16 protein-coding genes and 2 tRNA genes are annotated in these 22,581 nt (G+C 61.6%); 2 read left to right on the top strand and 16 right to left on the bottom strand.

The genetic code is table 11. The features are described from left to right. Positions 1-275 precede the first annotated feature (275 nt). The 13 genes from J4862_RS00195 to J4862_RS00135 all read right to left on the bottom strand — a co-directional run bounded on the left by J4862_RS00195 (position 276) and on the right by J4862_RS00135 (position 17,811). A complete protein-coding gene (locus J4862_RS00195; RefSeq protein WP_211788740.1) occupies positions 276-1,346 on the bottom strand; it encodes a phosphotransferase enzyme family protein in 1,071 nt (356 codons plus the stop codon). Between the two features lie 158 nt (positions 1,347-1,504). Further along, complete coding sequence (locus J4862_RS00190; protein ID WP_211788739.1) at positions 1,505-2,116, bottom strand: porin family protein; 612 nt, start codon at positions 2,114-2,116, stop codon at positions 1,505-1,507. Positions 2,117-2,333: 217 nt separating this feature from the next. Continuing rightward, positions 2,334-2,960 (bottom strand): viroplasmin family protein, encoded by a 627-nt coding sequence (locus J4862_RS00185; RefSeq protein WP_211788738.1) that lies wholly within the window; start codon positions 2,958-2,960, stop codon positions 2,334-2,336. Positions 2,961-2,968: 8 nt separating this feature from the next. Continuing rightward, positions 2,969-5,137 carry a S46 family peptidase gene (locus J4862_RS00180; protein WP_211788737.1) on the bottom strand — a complete coding sequence of 723 codons (2,169 nt, stop codon included), beginning with the start codon at positions 5,135-5,137 and terminating at the stop codon, positions 2,969-2,971. Between the two features lie 89 nt (positions 5,138-5,226). After that, a complete protein-coding gene (locus J4862_RS00175; RefSeq protein WP_249107425.1) occupies positions 5,227-6,978 on the bottom strand; it encodes a THUMP domain-containing protein in 1,752 nt (583 codons plus the stop codon). A 1,883-nt stretch (positions 6,979-8,861) separates the two neighbouring features. Continuing rightward, positions 8,862-9,056 carry a hypothetical protein gene (locus tag J4862_RS00170; RefSeq protein ID WP_211788736.1) on the bottom strand — a complete coding sequence of 65 codons (195 nt, stop codon included), beginning with the start codon at positions 9,054-9,056 and terminating at the stop codon, positions 8,862-8,864. Between the two features lie 26 nt (positions 9,057-9,082). Then, entirely contained in the window at positions 9,083-10,579 is a 1,497-nt protein-coding gene (locus J4862_RS00165; protein ID WP_211788735.1) for a hypothetical protein, read from the bottom strand. Between the two features lie 2,113 nt (positions 10,580-12,692). Continuing rightward, a complete protein-coding gene (locus J4862_RS00160) occupies positions 12,693-13,148 on the bottom strand; it encodes a transposase (RefSeq protein WP_211788734.1) in 456 nt (151 codons plus the stop codon). A 1,155-nt stretch (positions 13,149-14,303) separates the two neighbouring features. Beyond that, complete coding sequence (locus tag J4862_RS00155; protein WP_211788733.1) at positions 14,304-14,462, bottom strand: hypothetical protein; 159 nt, start codon at positions 14,460-14,462, stop codon at positions 14,304-14,306. 26 nt (positions 14,463-14,488) lie between these two features. Beyond that, positions 14,489-15,655, bottom strand: a complete 1,167-nt coding sequence (locus J4862_RS00150) for a hypothetical protein (protein ID WP_211788732.1) — start codon at positions 15,653-15,655, stop codon at positions 14,489-14,491. A 451-nt stretch (positions 15,656-16,106) separates the two neighbouring features. Next, a tRNA-Arg gene (locus J4862_RS00145) sits at positions 16,107-16,180 on the bottom strand. A gap of 34 nt (positions 16,181-16,214) precedes the next feature. After that, positions 16,215-16,288: transfer RNA gene (locus tag J4862_RS00140), tRNA-Arg, on the bottom strand. 614 nt (positions 16,289-16,902) lie between these two features. Then, the gene (locus tag J4862_RS00135) at positions 16,903-17,811 is read right to left on the bottom strand and encodes a tyrosine recombinase (protein ID WP_211789512.1); all 909 of its coding nucleotides are present in this window, start codon (positions 17,809-17,811) and stop codon (positions 16,903-16,905) included. Between the two features lie 44 nt (positions 17,812-17,855). On the opposite strand from J4862_RS00135, the gene J4862_RS00130 reads away from it, so the two are divergent. Together J4862_RS00130 and pyk are read left to right on the top strand one after the other, a co-directional pair. Continuing rightward, positions 17,856-18,320 (top strand): type II 3-dehydroquinate dehydratase, encoded by a 465-nt coding sequence (locus J4862_RS00130; protein WP_249107424.1) that lies wholly within the window; start codon positions 17,856-17,858, stop codon positions 18,318-18,320. A 44-nt stretch (positions 18,321-18,364) separates the two neighbouring features. Continuing rightward, entirely contained in the window at positions 18,365-19,807 is a 1,443-nt protein-coding gene (gene pyk, locus J4862_RS00125; protein ID WP_211788731.1) for a pyruvate kinase, read from the top strand. Between the two features lie 201 nt (positions 19,808-20,008). Here pyk and J4862_RS00120 read toward each other — a convergent pair whose 3' ends face one another. The 3 genes from J4862_RS00120 to J4862_RS00110 all read right to left on the bottom strand — a co-directional run bounded on the left by J4862_RS00120 (position 20,009) and on the right by J4862_RS00110 (position 22,503). Further along, positions 20,009-20,908: a sodium Bile acid symporter family protein gene (locus J4862_RS00120; protein ID WP_211788730.1), complete on the bottom strand. Its 900-nt coding sequence runs from the start codon at positions 20,906-20,908 to the stop codon at positions 20,009-20,011. Beyond that, complete coding sequence (locus J4862_RS00115) at positions 20,908-21,447, bottom strand: NUDIX domain-containing protein (protein WP_211788729.1); 540 nt, start codon at positions 21,445-21,447, stop codon at positions 20,908-20,910. The genes J4862_RS00120 and J4862_RS00115 overlap by 1 nt, the downstream gene beginning before the upstream one ends. Before the next feature lie 90 nt (positions 21,448-21,537). Continuing rightward, positions 21,538-22,503 carry an ROK family protein gene (locus J4862_RS00110; RefSeq protein ID WP_211788728.1) on the bottom strand — a complete coding sequence of 322 codons (966 nt, stop codon included), beginning with the start codon at positions 22,501-22,503 and terminating at the stop codon, positions 21,538-21,540. Positions 22,504-22,581: the final 78 nt, after the last annotated feature.

Raw genomic sequence — 22,581 nt, 5'->3', positions numbered from 1 at the left:
GCCCTTTGGTAGTTCACACCTTAGATACCCTTGGTGGACTTTGTGCAAATACAAGGGGGAGGCTCGTGAGGGCTATCAGTCAGCGAGCCGAGGGACGGCAGTCAGCGCCGTGAGGGATAGCAGTCAGCGGGCCGAAGGATAAGGCTCAGCTCGCTGGCGCGGCAAGACACGCCGTACCCGCAGCAGACGAAGAAAGCCCTACGGGACGACCTGGGAGGCAAGCCTCAGCCAGATCGTCCCGTAGGGCTATTCAGTAGGGAAGCGAGGCAGGCGGCTTACTTCAGCAGCGCCTCCATCTCCTCGGCCTTCTCCTCGAGGCACTGCAGGTAGCGGAGCTGGGCACGCGTGCGCTGCAGGTTGTGCTCGGGGTGCTTGACCTTGAAGTACTTGTCGCCGTCGATGTAGTCGGCCAGGAAGCGTACCGTCTGCATGTAGGTCATCAGGCGACCGCCGTAGGCGATGAGGCTGCGCTCGATGGGCGTGAGGAACTTGCCCGCCGTCGAGAGGTAGCCCTCGACAAAGGCGCGGTAGATCTCCATATTGACGCCGATCTTGCTCAGGTCGGGCTCATCCTCGGGAGCGAAGTTAACGCCCGAGCGGATGAAGTCACCCACGTCGCTGAGGATATAGCCAGGCATCACCGTATCCCAGTCTACGACGCAGAGGACACGGCCGCTGCGGTCGAAGAGCACGTTGTCTACCTTCGTATCGCAGTGGATGGTACGCTTGGGCAGCTTGCCCTCCTCGTGCAGACGCTCCTGGATGAGCATGGCATCCTCACGGCGCCAGATCTCCTCGAGGATGTCCTGCACCTTGGCCACGCGACCCAGCGGATCCTTAGCAATCGAGTCGCGGAGCTGCTGCAGGCGCCAGGGCATGCTGTGGAAGTTGACGATCGTGTCCCCCAGGACGCCCTCAGGGATGCCCGAGAGCATCTCCTCGAACTGGCCGAAGGCTTCGCCTGCGAAGCGTGCCGCCTCGGGCGTCAGCTCGGTCATGCTCATGCTGTCGGGGATGAAGCGGCAGACACGCCAATAGTTCTCGCCATCATGGTAGTAGTTCTGGCTAGGATCATCCAGGCGGGGATAGAAGTAGAGGTACTTACGCTCGGGCTCCTCTACGCCTGCCTCCTCGAGACGCTGGCGGAGCGTGTCGGAGACGATGGCTACATTGCGCTGCAGCACCTCGATGCGAGGGAAGACATGGTGATTGACTCGCTGCAGGATCCAGCGGCGTACGCCCTCACGGTCGGTGATCGCGTAGGTGTCATTGATGTGGCCGCCACCGAAGGGCTTCACGTCCCCGATCTGATCCAGGGGAAGGAACTGACTGATGATATGTTCCATTAGTGTAGGGTGTGGTGTTAAATGCTTCGCATCATACTTGTTGAACGTCTACAAATATACAAGAAAAGCCCCAAGCAGCGGCAAGGACACTGTCCTAGCACTGCTTGGGGCTTATTTTGGCTCTAGGAGCGAGCACCGCGCAGGGTGCTCACTACGGGCTAGAAGCGATAGCCGAGACCGACGAAGAAGGAGCTGTTCTTGCTCGTAGCCTTAGCTACAGCGTCCTTGAGATTGTTCGTCATACCGATCTCCGTACCGACTCGCAGGTAGAGCTTGCTGTACTCGATGGCTGCGGAGGCGTTGAGCCCAGCGTCGAAGCGCTTGTAGGTCTTGTTCTTGAAGACGTCCTCAGCATCCTTCACAGAGGAGACGGAGGAGAAGCCATAGGCGAAGCTAGGACCAGCCTCGACAGAGACTGCGAGGGCGTCGGTCAGGCCGACACGGATACCGAGGTTGACGGGGATCCCGAGGTAGTTGAGGCCGATGGAGTTCTTGACCGTCTGGCCGAGGACCGTGTGCTCTTCCTTAGCACCCTCCTGACGGAAGACCAGCCCAGGGGCAAGGTAGACACCAGAGGCCAGATCGATTTCGGCAGCGACACCGACGCGGAGACCGGGACGTACCTTGAAGCTGATATCCGTACCATCACCAGTCTTAGCCTGGATCTTGGCGAGGTTGAGAGCCCCCTCGATACGAGGATGGATGGACTGTGCCTGGGCGCTGACACCCAGCAGGAGCAGCGCGAAGGCTGCGCTTAGTACTTTCTTCATAATTCCTTTCTTTCTAGAGATTAGAGACCAGCGGCGAAGCCCCGCTAGCCAGTACAAAGGTAGTGCTTGTCCACTGATATAGCAATAGACGACACTGCCCTTATAACGCGACTGCCCCCTAGCTAGTATAGCGAGCCCCCTTACGCAAGGGCAGGCTTAGGACTAGCTAGGGGGGCAGTAAGGCAGAGCAATGGGCAGAGAAGAGGCGGTGAAGTACCTAGCCCTTGCGCCCATAGTCCGCGGGGATCTCGCCCCAGCGTACCGTGTCCCACTTATAGAGGGGGGCTGTCGTGCGGTGGGTGGCGAGCCAGCGCTCGGCGCGCTCGATGAGGGCGAAGAGCTGCGCCGTCTCGGACGTGCGCTCCAGCAGCGTCTTGCAGCGGCCACGCCGTACCCAGGAGAGGGCTATAGCGCTATCGGAGTAGACGACCATCCCCTCGAGGCCCTGCTGCTCGATGAGTGCTAGGGCATGGACGATGGCCAGGAACTCCCCGATATTATTGGTTCCACGCGGGAAGGGGCCCATCTGGAAGGCCACCGAGCGATCTCGGAGGTAGACCCCGCGGTACTCCATGACCCCGGGGTTGCCCGAGCAGGCGGCATCCACCACCAGCGCTCGCCCCAGCGGCACCTCAGTCAGGGCCTGCTGCTCGGGGGCTACCTGATGGCGACGCTGATAGCCTGCGTAGCCTTCCTCGTAGGCGCTGAGTGCCTCGGTACGCGTGCCGAAGCCCTTGTACCGTGCCCCCGAATAGCCCGAGATCTGCCTGAGGCACTCGTCCCAGCTGTCGTAGACACCGGGCTCATGCCCCGCCCAGACGACGTACCACTTCTGCTTGGCCATAGAGCGCGCTAGGGGACGAGGCTCAGCTCGTCGATGAGACGGCGGGCACCGCCCAGCTCATCGATGATCAGCAGCACGTAGCGGATATCACAGATGATACTGCGCTGGTAGGAGGGCAGGTACTGGATGTCGCCAGCGACGCCCTCCCAGTTGCGGTCGAAGTTGATGCCGATGAGCTGCCCCTTGGCATTGAAGACAGGGCTACCGGAGTTCCCGCCCGTGGTGTGCGTCGTCGCGGTGAAGTTCACGGGCATCACATAGCTGCCATCGGCCTGCTTCGAGGCCCAGCGCTTGCCCGCCCCGTAGCTCTGGGTGCGGTAGATCTCCTTGAGCCGCTCGGGGACGACGAACTCCCAGCTCGTGCTGTCCTCCTTCTGCATCACCCCCTGCAGCGTCGTGGGCACCGTGTAGCGCACCCCATCGCGGGGGCTGTAGCCCTGGATCTGGCCGTAGGTGAAGCGTAGCGTGCTGTTGGCATCGGCCATATAGTCCATCAGCCCCGCGCCGCCCTGAGCTGCACGCGCCAGGCCCAGCCCAGCGAGGTAGTCGCGACGTCCCTGGCTGATCTGGCTATCGAAGGGCTGCAGCGCCTTCTGGAGCTGGCGCATCTTGCTGCGCACCGAGGTCGCCAGGCGTGCCAGCGGATCCGTCTCGAGGACCTTCGCCTGCTCAGCAGCGGGCAGAGCCGTGAAGCTCGCGAAGCCCTCCTCCTTGGTGAAGCGCGTCCCAGCATAGACCGCGTCTACATAGGCCTCGACGCTGCCGTAGCGCGCCAAGCCTCGGGCCAGCTCCTCGGGCCAGTCGGCACGCGCTACCTGACGGCAGTACTCGGCGAGGAGCACCTTGGCGATCTTGGCATCCACCGCGGGCGAATAGTCCTTATTGCAGTAGCTGCGGAAGCTGCGCTCCAGACTCATCAGCGGCAGGTCTACCCCTGGGGCCTGCATCGCCTCGATGCCCTGCCAGAGGCCTTCGTCCAGCCACCACAGCTGGCGGCGCAGTGCCGCGCGCTCGGCCACGGCCTGCTCGATACGGGCGATCCCGTCGAGGTAGACCTTACCCTTCTTGCGGTCGCGCTGCCCTGAGGCCCAGCGCTCGACCTCGGAGCGCAGCTCCTCGGATCGGCGGAGGAAGTCGGGGCGCGAGACGCCCCAGTTCGCCCCGATGGCACGCTTGTAGCCGTTCTGCGAGCGGGCGTACTTCGCCGCGTACATGATGTTGGTCTTGGGATCGGCGAGCATCTCGCGGAGCATCACCTCCTGCCTGAGCCCACGCATACGTATGCGTATCGTATTGTCGATGTCGCGCCACTCGGTGATCTCGCTCGGCAGGGCGTACTGATTGGTGCGCCCAGGGAAGCCCATGATCATGGCGAAGTCCCCCTCCTGCACCCCTGCGGTCGAGATGTCGAACCAGCGGCGCGGACGCAGCGGCACGTTCTGCTCCGAGTAGGGCGCGGGGTTGCCGTTGGCATCAGCGTAGATACGGAAGAGGCTGAAGTCCCCCGTATGGCGGGGATAGCTCCAGTTGTCCGTGTCGGCACCGAACTTACCCACCGCGCTGGGCGGTGCCCCGACGAAGCGGATGTCCGAATAGACCTTCTTGACGAAGAGCAGGTACTTATTCCCGTTGTAGAAGGGCTTGATCTCCAGCTCGATCCCCTGCTGCCCTCGCTGGTAGCGCTCGCTGTAGTGGCGGCGCGCCAGGCCGTTGAGGTAGCTAGGCGAGAGGAACTCCATGCCCGTGCCGCCCTTGAGCTGACGGAGCTGCCCCTGGACAAAGGCCGTGACGTCCTCGATCTTGTCGATGAAGGTCACCACGACACCGCGTGCGGGCAGCTCGTCCTGGAGCGTCCGCGCCCAGTAGCCCTGCTCGAGGTAGTTGTGCTCCACACTGCTGAGCTGCTGGATGGCATCATAGCCGCAGTGATGATTGGTCAGCACGAGGCCCTGCGAGGAGATGACCTCGCCCGTACAGCCGCCGTCGAAGCTGACGACGGCATCCTTGAGCGAAGTGCCGTTGGGGTTGTATAGGTCGTACTCCTTCATCTGGAGGCCACGAGCGGCGAGGCTGCTGTACTTCTGGCTCAGCTGCTCCATCAGCCACATACCGCCGTCAGCCTGCGCACTGAGGCTGACCAGTGCCCCCACCAGGAGGCTTAGGAATGGTCTACGCATAGGTCTATAGTCTTGTTAGGTGTACTTAGTCGGGGTCTAGCGGGCGCAGGACGGCCGGGCACGCTGCGGGGAGGCTAAGGCGCCGCGCCCTAGTCCTCCTCGTCGGCCGAGAAGTGCTGCAGACGTGTGGGGCGCTTGCTCCTGAGGCGCTCGCGCCCCGCTTCATCGCGGTAGCGGAAGCGGTCATTGGGCCACAGCTGCCCTTCGGCACGGCGGGGCTTATCCCCATCAAAGCGGCGCTCCCGACGCTCGCCATCAAAGGCGCGGCGGGGCTTGTCCCCGTCGAAGCGGCGCTCTCGACGCTCGCCGTCAAAGGCGCGGCGAGGCTTGTCCCCGTCAAAGCGGCGCTCCCGACGCTCGCCGTCAAAGGCGCGGCGAGGCTTATCCCCATCGAAGCGGCGCTCCCGACGCTCGCCATCATCAAAGGCGCGGCGGGGCTTGTCCCCGTCGAAGCGGTGCTCTCGGCGATCCCCATCGAAGGCGCGGCGGGGCTTGTCCCCGTCGAAGCGGTGCTCTCGGCGATCCCCATCGAAGGCGCGGCGGGGCTTGTCCCCGTCGAAGCGGCGCTCCCGACGCTCGCCATCAAAGGCACGACGCGGCTTGTCCCCGTCGAAGCGGCGCTCGCCAGCAGGACGCGGACGACGCTCTCGACGCTCGATGCGCGGCGTGCGGCGCTCCTCGCCGTCCTCCCCCTGCTGCTCCGACTTCTTGCCCGCGAAGAGCTCGTAGCCGCGCAGCTCGCACTCCAGCGCACCGTTCAGCAGCTGGTAGCGCGCCGAGGGACGCAGGCCGATCTTGGCGAAGTGCTCCGCCTTATCGGTGATGATCCAGGCCGTGCAGCCAGGGTAGTTATGCTTCAGTCGCTCGCCGATCATGCTGTAGAGCGCGTCGCCCTCACGCAGTCTGAGGCGCTCGCCATAGGGCGGATTGGTAACCAGCAGCGCAGGCTCGGCAGGTGTAGGGCAGTCCTCGAGGGCGCGATGTTCCACGTGGATCACGTCCTCCAGCCCCGCCAGACGCACGTTGTGCCGCGCGATCTGCACGGCCGAGATCGCTACGTCCGAGCCGTAGATATGGTGGTCGAAGGGGCGCTGCTGCGCCTTGGCCTCCTCCTGGATCTGACGGAAGAGCTCGGCATCATAGTCGTGCCAGCGCTGGAAGGCGAAGCTACGGCCATAGCTCCCCGGGGCGATACCGCGGGCGATGAGTGCCGCCTCGATGAGCAGCGTCCCCGACCCGCACATAGGGTCGATGAAGTCGCACTGTCCCTCCCAGCCCGCCAGACGCAGGATGCCCGCGGCAAGCACTTCGCTCATCGGGGCCTCGGTCTGGGCGGCGCGCCAGCCGCGCTTGTGCAGGCTCTCGCCCGAGCTGTCCAGCGCCAGCGTCACCTCCTCCTGCGCGATATGGATGTGGAAGCGCAGGTCAGGATTGTCGAGGCGCACCCCTGGGCGCGTCCCCTCCTGCTCCATGAAGTAGTCCACCAGCGCGTCCTTGGCTCGGTAGCCTACATAGCGGCTGTGGGTGAAGGTGTCGGAGTAGACCACCGCGTCGAAGGCGAAGGTATCCGTCGGTCGCATCCACTGGCGCCAGTCGAGGCGGCGCAGCGCCTCATAGAGCTCATCGGGGGTACGGGCGCGGAAGCTCGCCAGCGGCAGCAGCACGCGCAGCGCCGTACGCAGCTGATAGTTGGCGCGATAGAGGAGGGCCCGATCGCCGCGGAAGGAGACCATACGGCGGCCTTCCTCCACCTCCTCGGCGCCGAGGGCGATGAGTTCTTGGGCCAGGACGGGCTCCAGGGCCTGGAGCGTCTTGGCGATCATTCGGTAGGACTGATGCATTGAGTATCTAGGATCAAGTTGCGTTATTGCTTTGCTCTGTGCCCACAAAGGTACGACGCTTTGCCGAGAGCCCCGCCCCCACCCCCTATATAATAGGTACACGCGCGCGAGGCCGTGCCCCGAGCCCCGTTTCTAGGGTCGCCCCTGTAGGGCTCTAGGATTGGGGCATGGGCGCCCCCAGGGTTTGGTCGCCCTTGCAGGGCTACGCACCCTGGGCTTTGAAAAGGATCGCCCCGCTGGGGCTCGCGCCGCCGTCGGCGAAAGCCCCCAGGGTTTGGTCGCCCTTGCAGGGCTGCGCACCCTGGGCTTTGAAGAGGGTCACCCCGCTGGGGCTCGCGCCGCCGTCAAAAGCCCCCAGGGTTTGGTCGCCCTTTCAGGGCTGCGCACCCTGGGCTTTGAGAAGGGTCGCCCCGCTGGGGCTCGCGCCGCCGTCAAAAGCCCCCAGGGTTTGGTCGCCCTTTCAGGGCTGCGCACCCTGGGCTTTGAAAAGGATCGCCCCGCTGGGGCTCGCGCCGCCGTCAAAAGCCCCCAGGGTTTGGTCGCCCTTTCAGGGCTGCGCACCCTGGGCTCTGAAAAGGATCGCCCCGCTGGGGCTTGCCCCGCCGTCAAAAGCCTCCAGGGTTTGGTCGCCCTTGCAGGGCTACGCACCCTGGGCTTTGAAAAGGATCGCCCCGCTGGGGCTCGCGCCGCCGCCGTCGAAAGCCCCCAGGGTTTGGTCGCCCTTTCAGGGCTGCGCACCCTGGGCTTTGAAGAGGGTCGCCCCGCTGGGGCTCGCGCCGCCGTCAAAAGTTGGCGACCCTTATAGTTTACCTGATTATAGAAGCAAACCACGTACCCGCTGGCGGACCACGTACCGCTGACGGGGTGCCGACATCTCCGCTTGCTGGCATGAGGAGGGATTTATACCCCACCAAGGGGAGACTAGGATTAGGACACTCCTCGGGTGGCTGCGCAAGCCCCTATAGGGGCGACCCTTCTCAAAGCCCAGGGTGCGCAGCCCTGAAAGGGTGACCAAACCCTGGGAACACCAACCGCCGCACAACCCCAACCGCCGCCCCCCCCAATCACTGCACAAACCCCAATCACCGCACACCCCCCGACAGCCGCGTAAGCCCCTATAAGGGCGACCCTTCCCAAAGCCCAGGGTGCGCAGCCCTGAAAGGGCGACCAAACCCTGGGAACACCAACCGCCACACAACCCCCAACCGCCGCACACCCCCAATCACTGCACAAGCCCCAACCACCACACAAGCCCCGACAGCCACGCAAGCCCCTATAGGGGCGACCCTTCCCAAAGCCCAGGGTGCGCAGCCCTGCAAGGGCGACCAAACCCTGGGAACACCAACCGCTGTGCAAGCCCAACAGCCGCACACCCCCAATCACTGCACAAGCCCCAACCGCCGCACAACCCCCGACAGCCACGCAAGCCCCTATAGGGGCAACCCTCCTCAAAGCCCAGGGTGCGCAGCCCTGAAAGGGCGACCAAACCCTGGGAAACCCGAACCGCTGTGCAAGCCCAACCGCCGCATAACCCCCAACCGCCGCACAAACCCCAACCGTCGCGTAAGCCCCTATAGGGGCGACCCTCTCCAAAGCCCAGGGTGCGCAGCCCTGCAAGGGCGACCAAACCCTGGGAACACCAACCGCCACACAACCCCCAACCACCACACCACCCCCAACCGCCGCACACCCCTCAACCGCCGCACAATCCCCCAACCGTCACGCACCCCCCGACGGCGGCGGTGCCCCCCTACCTTCGCCACCCCACTCACATTCCCCCCGAATACTCCGCCCACAAAGCGGAGCGCCCACGCCGCCCGAGTCCATGACTCGGCGCAGCGTGGGCGCTCTGGTGATTTCCTCGTCTAGCGAGGTGCGGGGGTTTAGTAGTCTGTAGGATAGCCAGGTCGGTTCTCGCCCCAATTCTGCTGGCGTAGATCACCCCAGTCATTACCACCGTAGGAGGGATCCTCTGAGGTGGTGTCGAAGGAGAACGTATCCAGTACAGTCAGGGCCTGTCTGAGCTCGAAGCTCTCTACGGTAGGAGCCTCGTAGGCCTGCTTATATTCTCTTTTCATCTTCTTATGCTGTCTTGATGGTGATACTACTTCTTGATCTTGTACTGCTTGAGAGCCGCGTCATAGAGAGGGAACATAATGCCTCTATTGCTACTCCAGAAGGCTGAGCCCGAATCCATACGATTAGACTCGATCGTGAAGGTGACGAAGTAGAACTTATTGTCGGCACTCTTGCGTCGGATCTCGTGCTTATTATTGCTTGGGCTGGTAGGAGTATTCTGGACCTTGATGAAGGAGTTCTTGTCATTGGCGAGCCCATGGAATACAATGCGCGTGCCTATATCATTCCAGGTACCCTCCATCTGCGAGAAGGGCGAGCCATCGTAGAAGAGCTTCTTAGGAGATCTGTAGGCGATACTCCCCGTATCATGGGGGTTAGGGCAGTAGACGATCACGAACTGCTCCCCTTCGGAGAACTGCGTATCGCTAGGAGCCGAGCCCACGGGGACATAGAAGACCCCTGCGCTGGTAGCATCCAGGAAGGTTTCGTTCCCACCGTTCCCGTGCGCCTTACCCGGACCTTTCTTAAAGCCAGGGCTCATCACACGCTTGCTGAGGATATTAGCGCTAGTGCTCTCCAGATCTCGCCCGATACTGAACTCGCCGTTGCTCGTGCTATAGGAGATCTTCGTCTTATATGTCGCAGAGAGGTTGTCGACACGGAACATGATATCGAGGGGAGGGCGATTGATGACCTCAGCATATTTGGGCGAGGCGTACTTCTCCTTGCCAGTAGGGCCAGTAGCATAGGGATCCGAGCTGGGCTTGTCCCAAAGGTACTTGTACATCTTCGCGGGGAAGCGGTTACGGAAGCGTGCCCCGATGAGGTAGCCCTGCATCCCGAGGGTCACCGGCTTAGTGGGCACGACTGACTTCGAGGTAGCATCGTACTTCAGGGGAATATCCGTAGCCTTCAGCATGATGTAGTTGTCACCAAGGGTTACCTTCTGACCAGCCTTATACGTGATGAGTCTAGCGCCCTTGTTCGTGAAGTAGGGGACATTATTGACCCACTGCGCATCGTGCCCGATGATAAAGGCCAGCTTCACACCATTCATCTTCTTATCGGCAAACTTCTTCAGCGTCCCAGAGGTGGAGTTAAGCAGCACCCCGAGGGAGAGGCTTACGCCCTTACCCTCCTTAGTTACCGTGGCACGTGCACCGATGGGGACGATACCCTCCGAGCCATAGAGATACAGCACTACAGGCACCTTCCCATCTGCCTCTGGGGTGATGTGATAGGAGATCGCGCTGTTGATATTAGGACCACCGACGATAGCCTCCGTCGCACGGGCACCCTGCCCAGCATCTTCGCCGACGAAGGCACCGCTACCGACTGCGAAGGGCTCGACATCTGCATCGAGGCTCAGACGAATAGCACCAGGGGTATTAGGGTCGACGGCCTCAATGGCAGGCGTCTCCTGCCCCTGCTGCGTCGATGGCTGGAGCTGGGGCTCGGCGTTCTCCTTAGAGCAGGAGAAGAAGAGACCGACAGCTGCGAGCGTCATGAAAATCTTTTTCATTCTTTACTATATAAAACGTTAGTAATATAGCGCCAAGGTAGAGGTCGCTCCATCGGGAGAGGGTGATCAGCGTTGCTTGTTACCCCTAATCATATACTGCTAGGAGGAGGTGGGGCTAGGGGCTAACGCCTATATTCCACTATAGGGATACCCTTCGCCAGATGCCAGACTCTACCATCCCCTTGGGGATAATTACCATGAACCTAAGCGCTCTTATCGGCTACAAAGATACAACAAAAATTAATACATTGTATCCCCGACCGCCCAAGTACCGCTCCTAGGGCTATTCCAAGGCCACAGATAGCGGCCAAAATACCAGTGCACTAGGGGTACAGGCCCTCTCGTGAGGCCTCCCGCCCAGCGGGTGCAGCGAGAAGGACAGCCCCAAGCCTCCACAAGCACGCCGCAAGTATTCGCAAACCCGTCGCAAGGGGGCATTCCTAGCCCTCACAGTCTCCTCGCCACCGGGCTCACAAAGAACATGCACCCGCCCACAGCCACCCTCCAGCGCGCTCCCCAAAAGGGCTGACGGAGGCCGAGGCCTGCGGGAGTGCGCTGGCGAGCCTAGGGGAGCCCCCATGAGGGATATCCCTCACGGCGCTGACTGCCGTCCCTCAGCGCCCCCACTGGTATCCCTCAGCGCCCTGACTGCTGTCCGTCACGCCGCCGAGGGCTACCCCTCCGCTGCGCCCACAGGGTTTGTGTCGCAATTAGAGGGCTTTGGCAAGGGTCGCCCCTGTAGGGCTTCTATAATTGTGGGCACGGGCGAACCCAGGGTTTGGTCGCCCTTGCAGGGCTACGCACCCTGGGCTCTGGAAAGGGTCGCCCCGCTGGGGCTTACCCCGCCGCCGACAGGCTAGCCCCAAGTCTTGGGCATCGGGGCATACCACATTACCCCACACGCCACGAGGACGAAAGGGCCGCTTTGGGGTCGCCCCTGTAGGGCTCTAGGATTGTGGGCACGGACGAACCCAGGGTTTGGTCGCCCTTGCAGGGCTACGCACCCTGGGCTCTGGAAAGGATCGCCCCGCTGGGGCTTGCCCCGCCGCCAGGCAACTAGCCAAGGAGCGCAACCTCCGGGACAAGGAGTGCAACCTCCGGGACAAGGAGTGCAACCTTCGAGATCGCAATACCTCACCCCGCACTACACGGGATAAAAGGGCCGTGCTATAGGGAAGGGCCGCTCTGTGGAAAAGGGCCTACTGTGGCAAAGAGCCGCTCTGCGGGTCGCCCCTGCAGGGCTTCGGGATTGTGGACACGGACGAACCCAGGGTTTGGTCGCCCTTGCAGGGCTACGCACCCTGGGCTTTGGAAAGGGTCGCCCCGCTGGGGCTTGCCCCGCCACCAGGCAACTGGTCAAGGAGCTCGACTATCGGGGCATAATACCTTATCCCGCACTACACAAGGATAAAAGGGCCGCTCTGTGGGAAAGGGCCGCTCTGTGGGTCGCCCCTGCAGGGCTTCGGGATTGTGGGCACGGGCGAACCCAGGGTTTGGTCGCCCTTGCAGGGCTACGCACCCTGGGCTCTGGAAAGGGTCGCCCCGCTGGGGCTTGCCCCGCCGCCAGGCAACTGGCCAAGGAGCTCGACTATCGGGGCATAATACCTTACCCCGCACTACACGGGATAAAAAGGCCGCTCTATAGGAAAGGGCCGCTCTGTGGAAAAGGGCCGTGCTGTGGAAAAGGGCCGTGCTGTGCGAAAGGGCCGTGCTGTGGCAAAGAGCCGCGCTGTGGGTCGCCCCTGCAGGGCTTCGGAATTGTGGGTACGGGCGAACCCAGGGTTTGGTCGCCCTTGCAGGGCTACGCACCCTGGGCTCTGGAAAGGGTCGCCCCGCTGGGGCTTACCCCGCAGCTAGTGGACAACTAGCCAAGGAGCTCAACCTCCGAGATCGTAATACCTCACCTCACTCAACACAGCATTGAAAGAGCCGCTTTGGGGGTCGCCCTTATAAGGCTGTCAGGCTTACCCCGACGGCCGCGCAAGCCCCTATAGGGGCGACCCTTTCCAAAGCCCAGGGTGCGTAGCCCTGCAAGGGCGACCAAACCCTGGGTTAGTCAGCCCTCCATACAAAGAAGCCCTACAGGGGCGACCCTTCCAAACCCTGGGGATACTCAATCCCGAAGCAGGTAGCGCAAGTCATAGGTCTCGCCATATAGCTCAAGGAGGCGCTTCAGCTCCTCCACAGTCGTCCAGCGCTCGTGGTGTTGCTTCTGCTGCACCACATAGCAGCGCGTTGCCTCCAAGACCGAGGCCGACACGGAGAACGCCCCATAGCCTGCCTGCCAAGCAAAGGACGCATAATAGGGGTCTAACCGCTTAAGCCAGCGCCCCGAGCTACTCTTGACCTCGCGCACCACTTCAGAGATGGCCTTATTCTTACTCAGGCGAAAAAGGAGATGCAGGTGGTCGGGCATGCCACCTATAGCGATAGGACTGCAATCCAAGCTCTCCAGCAAGGGGCGGAGGTAGAGGTGCAACCGTTCTTCCTCCTCTCTTCGAACAAAGGGTGAGCTACTAGCCACATGAAAGACTAGGTGTATATAGATAGGTGCTAATGATTGGCTCATAAGGGTACTAGACGTAGGATGTGCCTGTCAAAGGTAGTAAATATCGTGATCACCCACCCTAAGCTCTTTGCCCCGAGGGCACTGAGGGATAAAACAACCCACAGCGAACGGCTGCACGTGCGCTCCTGTGGGTCGCCCCTGCAGGGCTCTAGGATTGTGGGCACGGACGAACCCAGGGTTTGGTCGCCCTTGCAGGGCTACGCACCCTGGGCTCTGGAAAGGGTCGCCCCGCTGGGGCTTGCCCCGCAGCCAGGCAACTAGCCAAGGAGCGCAACCTCCGAGATCGTAATGCCTCACCCCGCACTACACAAGGGTAAAAGGGCCGTGCTGTGGAATAAGGACCGCTCCGTGGGTTGCCCCTGCAGGGCTTCGGGATTGTCGGCACGAACTAACCCAGGGTTTGGTCGCCCTTGCAGGGCTACGCACCCTGGGCTTTGGAAAGGGTCGCCCCGCTGGGGCTTACCCAGCCGCCAGGCAACTGGCCAAGGAGCGCATCACCGAGATCGTAATGCCTCACCTCACTCAACACAGCATTAAAAGAGCCGCTTTGGGGGTCGCCCTTATAAGGCTGTCGGGCTTACCCCGACGGCCGCGCAAGCCCCTATAGGGGCGACCCTTTCCAAAGCCCAGGGTGCGTAGCCCTGTAAGGGCGACCAAACCCTGGGTTAGTCAGCCCCCATGCAAAGAAGCCCTACAGGGGCGGCGCAACCCCCAACCGCCCCGCAAACCCCAATGGCCGCGCAAGCCCCTATAGGGGCGACCCCTCCCCAGAGCCCAGGGTGCGTAGCCCTGCAAGGGCGACCAAACCCTGGGTTAGTCAGCCCTCCAGGCAAAGAAGCCCTACAGGGGCGACCCCTTAAGCGGCCGTGGGGCACATCGTGGAGATCCTTATGGGGACGGAGGCCTTTTGCTCTGTTGGAAGGAAGAGCTTGTCGATACGTCGACCGATATTCCTCAGCAGTGCCTCACAGCGCACAGCCTAGGGGCAGGCAGGGAGCACCCCCAAGCTTCTAGGGCAGACGCCCCTACAAAGGGGCTGGCACCAAGCAGAGCGCCCACGCTGCCCGAGTCCGTGACTCGGAGCAGCGTGGGCGCTATCGGGTGCCTCTCACAAGCGAGGCGAGGGATATCTGTGTAGACTACACAGAGCGCGTCCTACCAATTATTGACGCTCCAGTAGGTATCCTCTACACCCTCCTCAATGGGGTCGATAGAGCCATCTACAGAGAAGGAGAGTAGGATGCTTAGGTCGTTGTTGAGCTCGATCTTGCTGAGCTCGGGAGCCTGGTAAAGCTCTTTCTGTATCTTGTTCATCGTCTGTTCTTCTTTGCGTTATCGTACTACTTACCGACTACCAGAAGGATGTTGTGGAACTTCCCAGGGGTAGTGTCCTTCACGCGACGGCCTATTTCCTTACCGGCCTCATCAAGGCCCCAGTAGTAGGGACGGTTCTGGTAGCTGCCCTGGCTCAGGAAGATATTCGTACGCACATTGCCATAGGCCATGCGGATCCCCCCATAGGGCTCGACCCCGGGGAAGAGATAGAGCGTATAGGCTGCATCCGACTTGCTCTTCTGATCGTCCCCTCTATTCAGATAGGGAGCCTCACCATTACCCTTGATGTAATAGGTCTTACTATCACTGAAGCCTACGAAGGTCCCTTCCTTACTGCCACTAGAGGCCACCGCTACGCGGAGGACGGGACGATTATTGAGGTTAGCTTTGGCATTAGGAGCAGGAGCATCCAGTCGTAAGCCCAGGATACCATAGCCTCGTACAGCGAAGCCATTATATCGAGCCTCGACGCTTCGCCCGTTGGTCATACGGCAGCGGACGGATACGAACTGGCCATAGAGCCTGAAGCGGTGCCCCGTGCTGTAGTAGTCGCGAGCCCCTTTCTTAGTCCCTGGATTGACATCTACATTGTAGCTGGTGAACAGGGGATAAAGCTTGGAGAGATCCATCCCAGGCTCCGTGCGTAGAGCTTTATGAGGGAAGGAGTAGTACACCCCGCCTCCACGAGTATCGACGATCCCAGGCTTCTCGATGGACTGGTCCTTGATGTACCCACCGAGGTAAATGCTTGCCTTATTGAAGGGAAGGTCCCCTGGCTGAAGACGACCCGTAGCGAGCTTCCCGTAGAAGGTCACCTTATTCCCCTTCACCTTGAAGGTGACTTGGCGAGCGAGGCCATTGACAGACTCAGAATTCTTAAAGCCCTTATCATTATAGAGGTAGATAACGCCTGGGACGTCCTCCGAATCCTCGACCGTAACGCCCTTGAGCAGCTCGTTATGAGGGCCTCCGATGGTTGCCTTGAGATTCAGAGCACGACCTTCCTGGTCCTTGACGACGACATCCTCGCGCTCGCCTTCAATGTGGAGCGTGATCGTTTCCTGCTCTGCGGTATTTTGATTCTGCGGCTGTGCTACAGGCTCATCAGCGCTCTTCGAGCAAGCAGAGAGCGAGACCAGAGCCCCAGCCATAATTAGCATGAGTTTCTTCATACTGTTCTTCCTTTTTGTTCTTATGTTGTTAATAAATTCTCCGCGTAACCTATCAAACGCACGCGGCATTAGCATTTGTGCCCCTCGAAGCAGAGGGTACATTGTAGCGAGAAATTGCTGCGCCCTATACTATTTTAGAGCTTAGGTGCAGCACAAGCTATACAGACAGACTGGAGCAGTGAGCCTAGCGTCTATAAGCCCATCGAGGTTAGTGTCCCAAAGAACCCCCACTCTGCCCCCTTGCTCACAAAGATACAACAAAGGTTAAAAATAGTCAAATCCCTTGAATTTTAATCCCCCAGCTATGCTACGCCTCTGTTCCACGGGGAGCATATGGCAAGCATATCCACCGCGGGACCGGCAGCCTATATAAGGTAAGAGGAGCCTAGAGGGGCAAGCACAGAAATAACACAAAAGCGACCCCAGCCACGCTCGTGACTGGGGTCGCTAGTGATCCCGACAGGATTCAAACCTGTAACCTTCTGATCCGTAGTCAGATGCTCTATTCAGTTGAGCTACGGAACCCTTTGCTCGGCAGGGCGTCCCGACACTAGGAGAGTGACTCCGACAGGATTCAAACCTGTAACCTTCTGATCCGTAGTCAGATGCTCTATTCAGTTGAGCTACGGAGCCAATCCTTAATGCAAGGCCGCGTTTATGCTTTGCGAGTGCAAAGATAAGAACTATTTCGCGTGCCTCCAAATCACAGGCAAAAAAGCCCCTTCCCTGCACCCTTCACTCACGCCCAGCAGGGAGCAGACTGCAGGCTCTCTCTAAGGAGCGACGGGGCTACCCAGCGGCGGAGTACTCGGCGCGGCTCGGCCGGAGGGGAGGATGGGCTAAGGGCGGGGCTTCGCTGCGACCTAGCCCCAGCGGAGCTGAGGGATAGCAGTCAGCTCTCTGAAGGACGCCTATCGGCGAGCTGAAGGACGTCAGTCAGCGCCGCGAGGGTTATCGGTCAGCAAGCTGAAGGATAGGTTGGACGGAGCCCCCACAATTATGGGAGCTGGATCGCGCCTTGGGGCGGGAGAGGCGAAGGGGAAGATGCGGGGGAGGCCGAAGGATAGACGCCGCAGGCTAAGGCGAGGCGCTGCATGCACTTCGCCCTAGTAAGGGAATGACTTCGCAAAGAGGTGGCGCAAGGCTTGGATAGGGTTTTGGTCGCGCTGCTAAGGGAGGGAGAGGGCAGTGGAGCCAGTGAGGAGGGTAGCCTTGTGAGACGGGCGGGGATGTGCCCCGTGGCGGGCTTAGTCCTTGGGCTGCTGGTTGCGCGGGTGGTAGCGCTCGACCTGCTCGCGCAGACGCGTGCGGTCGATATGGGTGTAGATCTCCGTGGTGGCGACATCCTCATGCCCGAGGAGCAGCTGGATGGCTTGGAGCCCTGCGCCGCCCTCCAGCAGCGCCGTGGCGAAGCTGTGGCGGAAGGTGTGCGGGCTGATGTTCTTCTCGACGCCCGCCGCGGCCGCGGCCTCCTTGATGTAGACGAAGACCGTGATGCGCGAGATGGCCTTGCCACGGGCGCTTAGGAAGATGTACTCCTCCTCGCCGCGCTTGGGCGTCGGGCGGTCGGGATGCACCAGATAGCGCCGCAGCTCACGGATGGCGGAGTCGCTCAGCGGTACCAGACGCTGCTTGCTCCCCTTGCCCAGCACGCGTATGTAGCCCTCGTCGAGGAAGGTGTCGGCGAAGCGTAGGTGGCAGGCTTCGCTCACGCGTAGCCCGCAGCTGAAGAGGAGCTCGATGAAGGCGGCATTGCGCAGGCCCTCGATGCCGCCTCGGCTGCGTGCGGCCTCGATGATGCGGTCGACCTCCTCGGTCGTAAGCACGGTGGGCAGGTAGCGCCCCTTGCGCGGCACCTCAAGCAGCGTCGTGGGGTCGGCTGCGACGTAGCCCTCCAGCTCCAGCCAGCGGCCGAAGCTCCGCACGCCCGAGATGACGCGGGCGATCGAATTAGGGTGTATGCCTAGGTCATAGAGCTGGGCGACGAAGTGCTGGAGCTGGCTGTAGTCGAGCTGCTCCAGCGGTAGCGCTTCACGCTCCATCCACCCGAGGAGCTTGTCTACATCTGCCAGATAGGCAGCGCAGGTATTGTCCGAGAGGCTGAGCTCGAAGCGTAGGTAGCCGAGGTACTTAGCGCGTAGATCCTGTGACACTATAGGGGCTGCTTATTTTTAATTATCTTTGCAAAGATAAGAAGTCAATGGATACCGTCTCGAAGGAACTGATGTGGATAGAGATCATTAACGGCCCTAACCTCGCTAGGCTAGGGCTGCGGGAACCTGCTATCTATGGTCGAGAGACGATGGAGGATTGCCTGGAGCGCCTTCACACGGCTTACGACGAGCGCCTTCGCTTGACCTACTTCCAGTCCCACCATGAGGGCAGCCTCATAGAGCGCCTCTACGAGCTCCAGGATCAGCATGTCTCGGGCATCGTACTCAACGCTGGCGCCTATACCCACACCTCCCTAGCCCTAGCTGACGCCCTGCGCGCGACCGAGCTCCCCGCGATCGAGGTGCACCTCTCGCAAGTCTATCAGCGCGAGCCCATACGCCAGAGCTCCCTCATCGCCCCCGCCTGTCGTGGGGTCATCACGGGACTCGGCATGGATGTCTACCGCCTCGGTATCGAGGCCCTCATCCCGCTACTTAGCCCTAGAGCCTAAGGGCACAGCACAGCCACAGCAAACCCATATATTATATAGGAATTATGAAGAGAACTAAGATCGTAGCCACCATCTCCGACCTGCGTTGTGACGTAGAGTTTATCCGTCCCCTCGTAGAGGCTGGTGTCAATGTCGTGCGTATGAACACGGCACACATGAATTTCGAAGGCATCTCGCGCGTCATCAACAACACGCGCGCTGTCTCGCCCAACGTAGCAGTCCTGCTCGACACCAAGGGTCCCGAGGTACGTACGACCGTCCTCGAAGGGGACTCCGAGGTCAAGCGCGAGTTCAAGGCTGGGGATAAGGTCGTCTTCATGGCGAACCCCGAGGCTAAGACCAACAACGAGACGATCAATGTCAACTACGTGAACTTCGTTAAGGATGTCCCCGTCGGCGCACGTATCCTCGTCGACGACGGTGCCCTTGCCTTCGACGTAGAGAAGAAGGAAGGCGACAAGCTCTTCGCTACCTGCCAGAACAACGGTAAGCTCGGCAGCCGCAAGAGTGTCAACGTCCCCGGCGTCCGCATCGACCTGCCCTCGCTGACCGAGAAGGACCGCAACAACATCCTGCACTGCCTCAAGAATCACGACATCGACTTCATCGCGCACTCCTTCGTCCGCAACAAGAAGGACATCGCTGAGATCCAGACGATCCTCGACGAGTACCAGAGCAAGGTTCAGATCATCGCCAAGATCGAGAACCAGGAAGGTGTCGACAACATCGATGAGATCATCGAGAACTGCGCCGGTATCATGATCGCTCGCGGTGACCTCGCTATCGAAGTCCCCGCAGAAGAAGTGCCCGGCATCCAGCGCATGATCATCAAGAAGTGTGTCGATGCCAAGAAGCCCGTCATCGTCGCTACGCAGATGCTCCACACGATGATCGACAATCCCCTGCCCACCCGCGCAGAGGTCAGCGACATCGCCAACGCCGTCTACTACCGCACCGACGCCGTCATGCTCTCGGGCGAAACGGCCAACGGTAAGTACCCCCTCGAGGCTGTACAGACCATGGCGCGTATCGTACGCAAGGCAGAGGCTGACCTGGCGCTCAACTACGACGATGAAGTGCCCTACTCCAAGGAAGTCAGCACCACGACGGCCTTCCTGGCCAAGCAGGCTGTACGTAGCGTCCGCGACATCAACACCGAGGCCATCATCACCGACAGCTTCTCTGGCCGTACGGCGCGCTACCTCTCGAGCTTCCGTGCTACGGTACCCGTCTGCGCTGTCTGCTACGATGCTACGCTCTCCCGTCAGCTGGCCCTCAGCTACGGCGTGACGGCGCACTACGCTGGCGAGACCAACTGCGAGTGCGAGCGTCTGGCTGCTGGCATCAAGAGCTTCATCGCCTCTGGCCTCATCAAGGAGGACACGCAGGTAGCCTACATGAGCGGTACGATCGGCAACACGGGTGCTGCACACAGCCTCGAGATCGAGACCGTCAAGGTGCTCCTCGATGCTTGCGCCAAGAAGTAAGCTCCACCTGGGCCTAACCCTCTAACTAAAGCCGAGCGCCCCACGATCCTCGTGATCGTGGGGCGCTCGCTGTATCTAGGGCTGTCGAAGGAGAGGTGGGGGGAAGTGCTGGGGCTGTGGTGGCAGCGCTGCGAGGCTACTCGGGGAGCGGGGCTGCCGCATTAGGGGAGCAGTGCTGGGCCTTGAGGCGGAGCGGGGGCGCTAGAGGCGCGTCTTGCTCATGTAGTAGCTGAGGAAGAAGTTCTGCCAGGCGATGTAGCCTGCGATGCCAGGGGCGGCCAGGGGCGGGAGGAAGGCGATGCAGAGCCAGAGCACTAGGGCGGTATTCTTCTGCCCCATCGCCTGGCGGAAGGCTACGACATCCACCCCGAGGCGCGGCCCGAGGAGACGGCCGAGGTTGAACTGCAGGGCACAGGCCGCCAGCCCCACGGCGAAGGAGGCCACTAGGCGCCCGAGGTCGGCCTCCGCGATACCCCCCGAGACGAAGGCCACAGCCTTGCCGAGGATGAAGATGAGCGAGCTCAGCCAGAGCCAATAGGTGAGCCGTCGCTGCGGCTGGGGCTGGCGTCCGCGGCGCGCCATCAGGTAGCGCACCAGCTGCGCCAGCGCGATCGGTAGCAGCACCATACGTGCCACCAGCAGCCCCACTTGAGCCGAGAGCGCCCAGAAAGAGACGCTGGCCTGCGGCTCCAGCAGGGGCAGTAGGATGGGCGCCACGAGGCAGATCAGCCCGTGCGTCAGGAGGGTGTAGGCCGTGGCGAAGCCCGTGTCGCCCCCCATGAGGCTCGTCATCGCCCCTGCCGCCGTCGCAGCTGGCGCGAGGAAGCACATCAGTAGGCTCAGCCCCACCTCGTGATCCCACAGCCGCAGCAGGCTATAGAGCACCGCCCCCAGCCCCATCTGGATGAGGTAGATCACTAGGTGCTCCCGCCGCGGACGCAGCCGACTCAGCGGCATCGTCAGCACGGCGAAAAAGAGCATCGCCGCGATGATCCACGGCAGCACCGCCGAGAGCGGCGCCGTCCACCGCCAGAGGAGGATCCCCGTGGCGATGAAGCAGAGGGGCGCGTAGCCCTTGAGGCGCTCGAGGTCGAGGCGCATCAGCGGAGGCTAAGTAGGTCAGGCTCGGCGACGAGGCGTGCCACGGCCTGACGTATGGACTGTAGGCCGAAGTCCTCGGCGCGGAGCTCCTCGGGCGCGACGACGACCAGCTCCGCGACGTCATCCATCGGCACGGCGCCCTCGAGGCTGGCGACCTCTACCTCGTAGAAGAGGTCGGCCGTATAGACCTCCACCCCCGAGTAGGGGTAGATGTTCGGTAGAGAGAAGAGCAGGCGCTGTCTCAGCGGCTCCAGCCCCGTCTCCTCGCGTAGCTCGCGCGCCACGGCCTCATCGACGGTCTCCAGCGGGTCGACGAAGCCCCCAGGTAGGTCTAGGGTGCCCTTCGCCGGCTCACGGCCGCGGCGTACGACCAGCAGGCGTCCCGCGGCGTCCCGCACGAAGCAGGCCACGGCCGCCGCGACATTGTGGAAGTAGGTGAGCTCACAGGCGGCGCAGTGTATGGCGCGCCCGTGGACATGCTCGAGCCCCGCAGTGCCGCAGCGGGGGCAGTAGCCGAAGCTCTCTAGAGGGTGCTTCATCGTCCTATGTGCTATGGGGGTGAATAGCGAGAGCTCCACGGAGGCGTACTCGGCGCCTCCAGTGGAGCTCTCTATGCTTAGGCTAGGGGACTACTCGAGCTCCTTAGCCTCCCAGCCGAGGGCGCTGGCGCCGAGGACGGCGGCATCGCTTTCCTTGAGCTGCGAGAAGAGGAGCTTGGTCTTGCCCTTGTAGACGTTGAGGAGGTTCTTCTCCATGTGGTGGCGGATGGGGTTCATCAGGAGATCGCCCGCCTTGGTGAGGCCGCCGAAGAAGATGATGGCCTCAGGCGAGGAGAAGGTGACGAAGTCGGCGCAGGCCTCCCCGAGGATAGCGCCCGTGCTCTCAAAGATCTCGAGGGCGAGCGCATCGCCGTTGGTGGCGGCGTCGAAGACATCCTTGGACGTGATCGTGTCGATGTCGAGGGCACGGAGCTGGCTCTCGTCGGAGCGGATGGTGAGGTACTCGCGAGCGGTGCGTGCTACGCCCGTGGCGGAGGTGTAGGTCTCGAGGCAGCCCTGGCGACCACAGCCGCACATGCGGCCATTGCGGCGCACGATCATGTGCCCCAGTTCGCCTGCGAAGCCATCATGCCCGTAGACGAGCTGGCCACCGACGACGATGCCGCTACCGACACCCGTGCCGAGGGTGATGACGATGAAGTCCTTCATGCCACGCGCTGCGCCGTAGGTCATCTCGCCGATGGCTGCGGCGTTGGCGTCGTTGGTCAGCGCTACGGGGATGCCGAGGCGATCCTGGATCATCTTCGCTAGGGGGAGGACACCCTTCCAGGGGAGGTTGGGGGCGAACTCGATGGAGCCGGTGAAGTAGTTGCCATTGGGGGCACCGACGCCGATCCCGCGGATCTTGTCCTTGCCGCCGACCTGCTCGATGAGCATGTTGAGGCCAGCGGTGAGGTCGTTGAGGTAGAGCTCGACGTCATTGTGCGTCGTGGTCTTGATGGAGGCACTGACGACGACGTTGCCGCGCGCATCGACGACACCGAAGACGGTATTCGTCCCGCCGATGTCGACGCCTAGCACATAGGGCTTTTCCATAATGTCTTTGTGTTAGCTTTATTAAATTAGTTTGTAAAGCAAAGATAGTAGTTTCTGCGCAGTCCTGTGCGCCGCATA

Origin of the sequence: Porphyromonas sp. oral taxon 275, assembly GCF_018127745.1 — a bacterium.
Lineage (GTDB): Bacteria > Bacteroidota > Bacteroidia > Bacteroidales > Porphyromonadaceae > Porphyromonas.
Note: the sequence above shows the minus strand (reverse complement) of the source record. Positions and strands in the feature narration are given on the sequence as shown.

Coding starts and splice junctions, on each gene's coding strand:
- J4862_RS00180 (WP_211788737.1), bottom strand. CDS start 5,137: ATGCGTAGACCATTCCTAAGCCTCCTGGTGGGGGCACTGGTCAGCCTC.
- J4862_RS00175 (WP_249107425.1), bottom strand. CDS start 6,978: ATGCATCAGTCCTACCGAATGATCGCCAAGACGCTCCAGGCCCTGGAG.
- J4862_RS00130 (WP_249107424.1), top strand. CDS start 17,856: ATGGATACCGTCTCGAAGGAACTGATGTGGATAGAGATCATTAACGGC.
- J4862_RS00165 (WP_211788735.1), bottom strand. CDS start 10,579: ATGAAAAAGATTTTCATGACGCTCGCAGCTGTCGGTCTCTTCTTCTCC.
- J4862_RS00195 (WP_211788740.1), bottom strand. CDS start 1,346: ATGGAACATATCATCAGTCAGTTCCTTCCCCTGGATCAGATCGGGGAC.
- J4862_RS00185 (WP_211788738.1), bottom strand. CDS start 2,960: ATGGCCAAGCAGAAGTGGTACGTCGTCTGGGCGGGGCATGAGCCCGGT.
- J4862_RS00160 (WP_211788734.1), bottom strand. CDS start 13,148: ATGAGCCAATCATTAGCACCTATCTATATACACCTAGTCTTTCATGTG.
- J4862_RS00150 (WP_211788732.1), bottom strand. CDS start 15,655: ATGAAGAAACTCATGCTAATTATGGCTGGGGCTCTGGTCTCGCTCTCT.
- J4862_RS00115 (WP_211788729.1), bottom strand. CDS start 21,447: ATGAAGCACCCTCTAGAGAGCTTCGGCTACTGCCCCCGCTGCGGCACT.
- J4862_RS00170 (WP_211788736.1), bottom strand. CDS start 9,056: ATGAAAAGAGAATATAAGCAGGCCTACGAGGCTCCTACCGTAGAGAGC.
- J4862_RS00190 (WP_211788739.1), bottom strand. CDS start 2,116: ATGAAGAAAGTACTAAGCGCAGCCTTCGCGCTGCTCCTGCTGGGTGTC.
- J4862_RS00110 (WP_211788728.1), bottom strand. CDS start 22,503: ATGGAAAAGCCCTATGTGCTAGGCGTCGACATCGGCGGGACGAATACC.
- pyk (WP_211788731.1), top strand. CDS start 18,365: ATGAAGAGAACTAAGATCGTAGCCACCATCTCCGACCTGCGTTGTGAC.
- J4862_RS00120 (WP_211788730.1), bottom strand. CDS start 20,908: ATGCGCCTCGACCTCGAGCGCCTCAAGGGCTACGCGCCCCTCTGCTTC.
- J4862_RS00155 (WP_211788733.1), bottom strand. CDS start 14,462: ATGAACAAGATACAGAAAGAGCTTTACCAGGCTCCCGAGCTCAGCAAG.